Below are 9,063 nucleotides of genomic sequence, written 5' to 3'. Positions count from 1 at the left end.
ACGGGCCCCGGTCGCCTACCCGGAGGCCTTGGGGCGGGCGCGGAGGTGGGCGCGCTCGCCCTGAGTGCCGAACAGGCTCAGGAACTCCACCGCCTCGTCGTCGGCCGCGCCGAACCAGTGCGGCGTGCGGGTGTCGAACTCGGCGGCCTCGCCGGGCACGAGGACCAGGTCGTGTTCGCCGAGGACCACCCGCAGGCGTCCGTTCATGACGTACATCCACTCGTAGCCCTCGTGCGTCTTCGGCTCGGGCTCCTTCCTGGCGCTGCCCGCCGGAATGACCAGCTTGTACGCCTGGATGCCGCCCGCCCGGCGGGTCAGTGGCAGCATCGTCATGCCGTTGCGGGTGACCGGGCGCAGGTGGATGCGCGGGTCGCCGGTCGGAGGCGCGTCCACCAGCTCGTCGAGCGTGACGCCGTGCGCCCTGGCCAGCGGCAGCAGCAGCTCCAGGGACGGCCTGCGCGAGCCGGACTCCAGCCGCGACAGCGTGCTCACCGAGATCCCGGTCGCGGCGGCCAGGTCGGCCAGCGTGGTCTCCCGCTGCCGCCGCAGCGCGCGCAGCCGCGGCCCCACCGCGTCGAGTGCCTTGTCGAGATCACCACTCATGCCGCCATTTTGCCATATCGGCAATGAAAGTTGCGGATTCACCCCATTGACTCGCATGCTGTCCGCGGAGGTGGTCGAGATGACCGAACGACCCACGGAGAGCTACGACGTGGTGGTGGCCGGTGGCGGCGCGGCGGGACTGAACGGCGCGCTGATGCTGGCCAGGGCACGGCGGTCGGTGGCGGTGATCGACGCGGGCGCGCCGCGCAACGCCCCCGCCGAGAACATGCACGGCATGCTGGGCCACGACGGCCTGCCGCCGGCGGAGCTGCTGGAGCGCGGCCGCGCGGAGGTCCGCGGCTACGGCGGGCACATCGTGCGCGGCGAGGTCGACTCCGTGACCCGCGACGAGACCGGCTTCACGGTGACGACCGGAGACCGGGTGCTGCGCGCCCGGCGGCTGCTGGTGGCCACCGGCGTCACCGACGATCTCCCGGAGATCCCGGGACTGCGCGCCCGCTGGGGCCGGGACGTGCTGCACTGCCCGTACTGCCATGGCTGGGAGGTGCGCGACCAGGCCATCGGCGTGCTGTCGTCCGGCCCGTTCTCGATGCACCAGGCGCTGCTGTTCCGCCAGTGGAGCGCCGACGTCACGTTCTTCGCCCACACCGCGCCGCCGAGCCCGGAGGACGCGGAACGGCTGGCCGCCCGAGGCGTCCGGGTGGTCGAGGGCGAGGTGGCGTCCCTGGAGGTCGAGGACGACCGCCTGACCGGCGTACGGCTGGTCGACGGCGCCGTGGTCGCCCGCCGAGTCCTGGTGGCGGCTCCGCGCCTGGTGGCGCGGGCCGGATTCCTCGCGGACATCGGGCTGCGACCGGCCGAGCACCCGGGCGGCGCGGGGGAGTACATCCCCGTGGACGCGACGGGCCGTACCGGAGTGCCGGGGGTCTGGGCCGCAGGGAACATCACCGACCCGTCGGCGCAGGTCGGGGCCTCCGCCTCGGCGGGCGCCTTCGCCGCGGCGCAGATCAACGCCGACCTGGTCGCCGAGGAGACCGCCCAGGCGGTCGCCGCGTGGCGGGCCCGGTCGCCGGAAGAGGCCGAGCGTGTGCCGGTGCGCGGATGAGCGGCCACGATCAGCGAGAGAGGGAGGGGCGCATGGAGTCCACGAAGTTCGGCAGGGCCTATTGGGAGGACCGCTACCGCGACCACGCCGGGTCGCACGGCGCCGAGCCCAACCGGCAACTGCCGGCGGAGGCCGGGGACCTCGCGCCCGGCGAGGCGCTGGACGCGGGCTGCGGGCGGGGGGCCGACGCGATCTGGCTCGCCTCGCGCGGCTGGCGGGTGACGGCGGTGGACATCGCCGCCCCGGCGCTGGAGCACGCCCGCGAGCGCGCCGAGGCCCTCGGCCCGGCCGTCGCGGACCGGATCGAGTGGATACGCGCGGACCTGACCGGCTGGACGCTCCCTGAGGGCCGCTTCGACCTGGTGTCGGCCCACTACGTGCACCCGCAGAGCGGGCGCTACGACCTGTTCGGCCGCCTCGCGGGGGCGGTCGCGCCGGGCGGCACCCTGCTCATAGTCGACCACCAGCCCCACGACGGGCACCAGTCGCATGACGACCACCAGCCGCACGACGAGCCCGAGGTGCACGTGACGGCCGATGAGATCGCCGCCGTCCTGGACCCGGCCCGGTGGGACGTCGTCACCGCCGAGGCGCGGACCCGCACCGTCATCGGCCACGACCGGCGTGAGATCACCATGCACGACGCGGTCCTGCGGGCCGTGCGCCGCGCCTGACCCGCGCATTTGATCCGTTCGCAGATAATCTGCCGCGAAACCGGCTTACGTAGACTGGTGGCATGACCGCGATGTCGCCCGCCCGCACCGAGACCGACCTTTCCTTCCTGCTCGACCACACCGGTCTCGTGCTGCGTTCCCAGATGACCGCCGCGCTGGCGGAGATCGGCCTGACCCCGCGCATGCACTGCGTGCTGGTCCACGCCCTGGAGGAGGAGCGCACCCAGATCCAGCTCGCCGAGATCGGCGACATGGACAAGACCACGATGGTGGTGACCGTGGACGCGCTGGAGAAGGCCGGTTACGCGGAGCGGCGCCCGTCGGGCACCGACCGGCGGGCACGGATCATCGCGGTCACCGAGACGGGCGCGGCCGTCGCCCGGCGCAGCCAGGAGATCGTGGACGGCGTGCACCGCGCCGCCCTGACCTCCCTGCCCGACGACGAGCGCGAGGTCCTGGTCCGCGCGCTGAACCGCCTGGTCGGCGGCCATCTCGCGACCCCCGCCGAGGGCCCCCAGCAGGTGCGCCGGGCACGGGAGCGCGCCCGCTAGGACGAATGCAGATCGAATGCAGATCGTCTGCAACGGAACTATCTGCTACGGTCTCTCCTGTTGAACCTCGAACGGGAGAGACCATGCCGTCTTCGTCTTCGTCTTCGCTGAACTCACGCTGGGCCGCGCTCGGCGTCCTGTCCGCCACCGGGTTGATGACCATCCTGGACGGCAGCATCGTGACCGTCGCGCTGCCCGTCATCCAGAGTGACCTGGGCTTCGCGCCCGCCGAGCTGAGCTGGATGGTCAACGCCTACCTGATCCCCTTCGGCGGCCTGCTGCTCCTCGCCGGACGGCTCGGCGACCTGGCCGGACGCCGGACCATGTTCCTGGCCGGGAACGCGGTCTTCACGGCCGCCTCGCTGCTGGCGGGCGCGGCCACCGGCCCGGGCATGCTCATCGCCGCCCGCTTCCTCCAGGGGGTCGGCAGCGCGATGGCCTCCGCCGTGGTCCTGGGGATCCTGGTCACGCTGTTCGCCGAACCCCGCGAGCGCGGCAAGGCCATCGCGATCTTCAGCTTCACCGGCGCGGCGGGCGCGTCCATCGGCCAGGTGCTCGGCGGTGTTCTCACCGACGGCCTGAGCTGGCCGTGGATCTTCTTCGTCAACGTGCCGATCGGCCTCGTCGTCATCGCACTGGCGTTCCGCGTGCTGCCCGCCGACCGGGGAGCCGGGTGGAGGGCGGGCGCCGACGTCGCCGGCGCGCTGCTGGTCACCTCCGGCCTGATGCTCGGCATCTACACCGTGGTCGGCGTCGAGCGGTACGGCTGGGCGTCCGTTCACACCCTCGGCCTGGGCGCGGTCTCGGTGGTGTTGCTGGCCGCCTTCGCCGTACGGCAGGCAACCGCCGCCGCCCCGCTCATGCCGCCGCGCGTGCTGCGGTCCCGCAACGTCGCCGGGGCCAACCTGGCCCAGATGCTGGCGCTGTCCGGGATGTTCGCCTTCCAGGTGCTCGTCGCCCTCTACATGCAGCAGGTCCTCGGCTACGGCGCACTCCAGACCGGCCTGGCGATGCTCCCGGCGGCCGTCGGCATCGGCTCGATCTCGCTGTTCGTCTCCGCCCGGCTCAGCGCGCGGTTCGGCGCTCGGGCCGTCCTGCTGGCCGGGCTGGCGCTCCTCATCGGCGCGATGACGCTGCTCACCCGGATCCCGGTGCAGGCCGACTACGCCGCCCACCTGCTCCCCGTGATGCTGCTGATCTCGGGCGGCGGCCTGGTGCTCCCGGCGCTGGCCACGCTCGGCATGTCCGGCGCGCGGGAGGGGGACGCGGGGCTGGCCTCCGGTCTCTTCAACACCACCCAGCAGGTCGGCATGGCCATCGGCGTCGCGGTCCTGTCCACCATGGCGGCCTCGCGCACCGCCGGCCTGCTCGCGGAGGGCGCGAGCAGGCCCGAGGCGCTGACCGGCGGCTACCGGCTGGCGTTCGGCATCGCGGCCGGCCTGCTGGTGGCGGCGTTCGCGGTCGGCGTGATCGTCCTGCGCACGTCCCCCGCACGGGTCACGGAGGGGGCCCCGCAGCCCGCAGGTGAGAGCCCGCGAGCGTGAACGGGCGGAGCGGTCACCGGTCGCCGAGCAGGCATTCGGCCGACTTCTGGGGAGGCGGGGTCTCATCCAGGCAGACCAGGTCGGAGACGACCGCGACTCCAGGGGCCGACATGGCCGACCGCATCGCGGTGCCCCAGTCGACGCCGGGCCGCATCCAGACGTTGAAGGAGCGCGGCATGTCGGAGACCCGCACGGCGTCGGCCAAGTCCGGCTCGCCCGAGTACACCGCGCGGAACTGCGCGTAGGCCTCCTCCTTGCTCTGGTACGCGACCTCACGTACCTGCGGGAGGGCCCGCAGAGCCGCCTCCAGGGCCTCCACCTCCTCGGGGGTGGCTCCCTCCCCGTCGCACGAACGATACGGCGACTCGTTCTCACACACGAAGACGCGGACCTCGGCGCCGCCCGGAGCGTAGGAGGCCGTGCCCATGAGCATCCCCGCCAGGACGACCGGCCGCGGCTCGGGGATGTCGCGCAGCATGGTCACCCCCGCGACGCCCGCCAGCAGTACGGCCGCCGCGGCCGCCAGCAGCAGGGGACTCACCCGGCGGGCGGCCGGGCGGCCGGGTGGGGCGGCGGGGCGCAGATCCTCGGCGGTGACGGTCGCGCCCGCCTCCCCGAGGGCCGCGCGCAGTCGTTGCTCGATGTTCATCGGGTCTCCTTGAGTTCCTGGCCGAGCGCGGCCAGGCCGCGGGCGATGGTGGACCGGGCGGTGCTCGCGCGGATCCCCATGGTCCGGGCGATCTCCAAGTCGGAGAGGTCGAGGTAGTAGCGCAGCGTGAGCGCTTCGCGCTGACGGTGCGGCAGGCGGCCCAGCGCGGTCAGTACGGCACGGCGCTCCTCGCGCAGCAGCACCGCGCTCTCGGCCGACCAGATGGGCGGTTCGTACGGCACGCCGCGACGCGCTGCCGTCGCCCGCCGCCGCAGCACCGACCGGGAGCGGTTGAGCACGGCCGACCGGATGTAGGCGAGCGCCTTGCCGGGGTCGCGCAGCCGTCCCCGCGCCGCGTGCGTGCGCGCGAAAGCCTCCTGCACGACGTCCTCGGCCGTGCCGAGGTCGCCGACCATGATCAACGCTAGTCGGACGAGTCCGAGCCGATGCGCGGCATAGAGCGCCGTGACGTCGGTTTCCTGTCCGATCGCCGGCCCTCCCGCGGAGAGCAGTTGGACTTCCATGTCACAGAGACGCGCGCGGGGGGCCGGTGCTGCTCGCCGTCACCGGCCGTTTCCGCCAGGGATGATCGCCCGCTCCGGCGCGGGTGGCGATCAGGCGTCAGGGGCGACCGTCCTCCGGGGGACGCGCGGGGTGCTGCAGGGAGCGGCGGTACAGCTCGTCGATCTCGTCGAGGGGATCGCGGACGCTCGTGCTCCGGCGGGCCTCAAGCTCCAGCTCGGCGCGGTCGTGCACGTCGTTGATGGCGCTCGAGGCATGGTTGACCTGGTTGTCCATCAGGTCGGCGCGGATGCGGGCGCAGGTGGTGGACAGCTTGACGTGCTGCTCACGCAGCCGGTCGAGGGTGACGTGGTCGATGTAGCCGGTGGAGCGGCGCTGCTGGGCGTACAGGCCGAGCTGGGTGTCGAGGACCTCGGCGTGCTCGCCGACCTCGCGGACCAGGACCGGCAGGTCGCCCAGGCTCCAGCCCTGGCGGGCGGCGTGGTCGAGGGCCTGGCGGGTGAGCGACACCTCACGGCGCAGATCGACCCGCAGCCGTTCGGCGTCGGCCGCCTCTCCGGTGCCCATCGCCCCGACGTGCGCGGCGAGGCGGGTACTGGCCGCCCTGGCCTTCTTGGTGGCGGCCTTGCCGAGCTTGACCGCGAAGTACAGCCCCACTCCACCGACGATCAGGAAGAGCAGGAAGACCACCAGAAGGATCGTGATGATCGTGCTGATCGCAGACACCCCCTTCGCCGGGGGGCCGGGCAGCCCCGAATATCCAGCTGCCATTGAGCATATCCACCCTGACAGGGTGCGGGTGTGGACGAATCGATCCCGCCTGAGATCACGCACAGGATCGCGCCCGGGATCAGTGGCCGCCCGCAGACCGTGGGACGCCGTCCCTGGTAGTGCGGCGGCGGACCGTTCTGAACACCAGCCACGCGAACACGCCCAGGGCGGCCAGCACCAGGAGCACCAGCACCGGCAGGAAGATCGCGACCAGGCTGATGCCGACCGAGCCCGCGTCCTCCACGGTGCTGATCACCGGGGCGCCGACGCCCGCCGTCGTGGCGTTCACGACCGGCCGCGCGGTCGCCTTCATCAGGTGCACGACCAGGGCCAGCGCGATGCCGAGCAGCCAGCCCGCCCACGGGTTCGCGGCCATCCAGGCCGAGCCGTCCACCTCGGCGGCGGCGGAGGTCGCGGCGAACACCACGCCGCCCGCCGCGGGCCGTACCGCGGTCTGGATCATGTCGTTCACGTGGTCCACCACGGGGACCTTGTCCAGCACCAGCTCGGCGAGCAGCAGCACGGCCAGCACCGCGAGCACCCGGCCGTCGGCCAGCCACTCGTACCCGGCGGGCAGCCGCACCGCGTCGGTCAGGCGGGCGGCGAGCCCGACCGCCAGCAGCGGGATGTAGGCGTTGAGCCCGGCCGCGGTGGACAGTCCGAGGCCGGTCAGGGTCGCCAGCATGCGTCCTCCACGGGCGCGTCGGTCGGGGCGGTCAACGTTGACAACGCTTCCCGCGCGCGAGGAGATCCCACATCACGGACCGGTGACGCGGCGCAGGCGCCGGACGGCCGCGCCGTACTCCTCGATCATCTCGGCGAACACCTCCCGCGCGGGCCTGACCCGGTCGAGCTGGCCGATCGCCTGGCCCGCGAAGTCGTTGGCGAGCCGTTCCGCGCCCGGACTGCCCGCCTCGGCGGCGCGCCCGATCCGGGCCATCGCGCCCTCGGCGACGAGCGCCTGCAGCGGCATGGGCAGCGCGCCGGGGCTTTCGGTGGCCTCGTCCCACTCGTCGGTCCAGGAGGACCTGAGCTGGCGCGCGGGCTCCCCGGTGCGTGAGGTGGACCGCACGGTGTCCGCCGACGTGGCGGCGAGGATCTTCCGCCGGACGGCGGGCGGCACGCACGCCTCCTCGGTGCCCAGCCACACCGAGCCGCACCACACGCCCTCCGCCCCAAGGGCGAGCGCGGCGGCCATCTGACGCCCGGAGGCGATGCCGCCCGCCGCCAGCACCGGCACGTCCACGGCGTCCACCACCTGGGGGACCAGCACCATGGTGGTGATCTCCCCGGTGTGCCCGCCCGCCTCGGTGCCCTGGGCCACGATCAGGTCGGCCCCCGCCGCCACGCGCGGCAGGGCGTGCTCGGGGCGGTGGGCGAAGGCGGCCACCGGCACCCCGGCGGCGCGAGCCCGCGTGACCAGGTCGGGCGGCGGCCCGCCCACCAGGCAGGCGATCAGGCCGATGGGGTGTTTCAGCGCCACCTCGGCGAGCGTCGTGGCCCCGGTGTTGGTCAACCTACGCCCGGACTCGCCCGCCAGCGAGGTCAGGTGCCCGGGCAGCGGCTCCAGGGTGCTCACGCCGTACTTGGCCAGCAGGTGCGCCACGAAGTCGCGGTGCCGCTCGGGGATCAGGTCGGCGACGCGGGCGAACGGGTCGCCCGCGACGGACGCCAGCGCCGCCGCCGCGCCCGGGTCGATCGCCTCCGGCACGACCACGGCCACCCCGTACGGCCGGCCGCCGCACTCCTCGTCCAGCCTGCTCAGCTCGGAGTCGAGCCGGTCGGGCGAGTGGCCGGACGCGCCGAGCACGCCGAACCCGCCCGCGCGGGTGACGGCCGCGACCACTTCCCTTGAGGGGCTGAACGCGAGGAGCGGGTGCTCCACGCCGAGTCGTTCACAGATCGCGGTCCGCATGCGGCGAAGGTAACCCCCGGATCGCGGCCGGGTCCAGCGGCGGAGACTCGTTCCCGTCATCGGGGGCGGTGCGCCCGGCGGGCAGGAAGGGCAGGTGCCAGCCCTCCTCGGGGGTGTAGCGCCGCACCACCCGGGCGGGTACACCCGCCAGGACACAGTGGTCGGGGAACTCCCCGCGCACCACCGCGCCGCCCGCCACGACCGTCTGGCGCCCCAGACGCGTTCCAGGCAGGATGATCGCCCCGGCCCCCAGCCAGGAGCCCGGCCCGATGGTCACCGGATTGTCGCGCGGCCACTGGCGGCCGATCGGGGTCTCGGGGTCGTCGTAGACGTGGTTCTGGTCGGTGATGTAGACGTACGGCCCGGTGAAGACGTGGTCGCCGACCTCGATGAGCCGGTGGCCCACGATGTGCGTGCCCCTGCCGATGGAGCACGAGTGGCCGATCCGCACGATGGCCGACGGGCCGAGGTCAAGCCCTGGATTCATGCCCGCGCTGATCGAGACGCGCTCGCCGACAAGGGTGCCCTCGCCGATCTCGATCCACTCCTCACCGAAGATCGCCCCGGTGGGGAACGCCAGGCAGGCGCCCTCGCCCAGTTTTCTGAAGCGGTATCCGGCGGGGCTCTTGGGGGTGATCGTTCCGGCTCGCCTGATCGCGGACCACCCACGGTGGATCACCGTGCCGGCGGCGCGCCGTACGGCATCGCGGAGTGACATAACGGTTCAAGCTACTGCTTGCCTACCAGATAACGAAACAGCAGGTCGAG

General features: G+C 73.3%; 11 protein-coding genes. 4 read left to right on the top strand and 7 right to left on the bottom strand.

Annotation, left to right across the window (positions count from 1 at the left end):
- Positions 1–15: 15 nt before the first annotated feature.
- A complete protein-coding gene (locus P3X83_RS25375; protein WP_277307710.1) occupies positions 16–603 on the bottom strand; it encodes an XRE family transcriptional regulator in 588 nt (195 codons plus the stop codon).
- Positions 604–682: 79 nt separating this feature from the next.
- On the opposite strand from P3X83_RS25375, the gene P3X83_RS25370 reads away from it, so the two are divergent.
- From P3X83_RS25370 to P3X83_RS25355, 4 genes are all read left to right on the top strand, one after another.
- Positions 683–1,669, top strand: a complete 987-nt coding sequence (locus P3X83_RS25370; RefSeq protein ID WP_277307709.1) for an NAD(P)/FAD-dependent oxidoreductase — start codon at positions 683–685, stop codon at positions 1,667–1,669.
- A gap of 32 nt (positions 1,670–1,701) precedes the next feature.
- Positions 1,702–2,343 carry a class I SAM-dependent methyltransferase gene (locus tag P3X83_RS25365; protein ID WP_277307708.1) on the top strand — a complete coding sequence of 214 codons (642 nt, stop codon included), beginning with the start codon at positions 1,702–1,704 and terminating at the stop codon, positions 2,341–2,343.
- Positions 2,344–2,405: 62 nt separating this feature from the next.
- The gene (locus P3X83_RS25360; RefSeq protein WP_277307707.1) at positions 2,406–2,894 is read left to right on the top strand and encodes a MarR family winged helix-turn-helix transcriptional regulator; all 489 of its coding nucleotides are present in this window, start codon (positions 2,406–2,408) and stop codon (positions 2,892–2,894) included.
- Between the two features lie 83 nt (positions 2,895–2,977).
- Positions 2,978–4,438, top strand: coding sequence for an MFS transporter (locus P3X83_RS25355; protein ID WP_277307706.1), 1,461 nt, complete (start codon positions 2,978–2,980; stop codon positions 4,436–4,438).
- Positions 4,439–4,451: 13 nt separating this feature from the next.
- Here P3X83_RS25355 and P3X83_RS25350 read toward each other — a convergent pair whose 3' ends face one another.
- The 6 genes from P3X83_RS25350 to P3X83_RS25325 all read right to left on the bottom strand — a co-directional run bounded on the left by P3X83_RS25350 (position 4,452) and on the right by P3X83_RS25325 (position 9,013).
- Complete coding sequence (locus tag P3X83_RS25350; RefSeq protein WP_277307705.1) at positions 4,452–5,087, bottom strand: permease-like cell division protein FtsX; 636 nt, start codon at positions 5,085–5,087, stop codon at positions 4,452–4,454.
- Complete coding sequence (locus P3X83_RS25345; protein WP_277307704.1) at positions 5,084–5,611, bottom strand: SigE family RNA polymerase sigma factor; 528 nt, start codon at positions 5,609–5,611, stop codon at positions 5,084–5,086. Before P3X83_RS25345 ends, P3X83_RS25350 begins: the two co-directional genes overlap by 4 nt.
- Positions 5,612–5,708: 97 nt before the next feature.
- Entirely contained in the window at positions 5,709–6,380 is a 672-nt protein-coding gene (locus tag P3X83_RS25340) for a hypothetical protein (protein WP_277307703.1), read from the bottom strand.
- Positions 6,381–6,459: 79 nt separating this feature from the next.
- Complete coding sequence (locus tag P3X83_RS25335) at positions 6,460–7,065, bottom strand: DUF4126 domain-containing protein (RefSeq protein ID WP_277307702.1); 606 nt, start codon at positions 7,063–7,065, stop codon at positions 6,460–6,462.
- Positions 7,066–7,137: 72 nt separating this feature from the next.
- Positions 7,138–8,295: a nitronate monooxygenase family protein gene (locus tag P3X83_RS25330; protein WP_277307701.1), complete on the bottom strand. Its 1,158-nt coding sequence runs from the start codon at positions 8,293–8,295 to the stop codon at positions 7,138–7,140.
- Positions 8,276–9,013 carry an acyltransferase gene (locus P3X83_RS25325; RefSeq protein WP_277307700.1) on the bottom strand — a complete coding sequence of 246 codons (738 nt, stop codon included), beginning with the start codon at positions 9,011–9,013 and terminating at the stop codon, positions 8,276–8,278. The genes P3X83_RS25330 and P3X83_RS25325 overlap by 20 nt, the downstream gene beginning before the upstream one ends.
- Between the last annotated feature and the right edge of the window lie 50 nt (positions 9,014–9,063).

This window comes from Spongiactinospora sp. TRM90649 (assembly GCF_029382225.1).
GTDB lineage: Bacteria > Actinomycetota > Actinomycetes > Streptosporangiales > Streptosporangiaceae > Spongiactinospora.
Note: the sequence above shows the minus strand (reverse complement) of the source record. Positions and strands in the feature narration are given on the sequence as shown.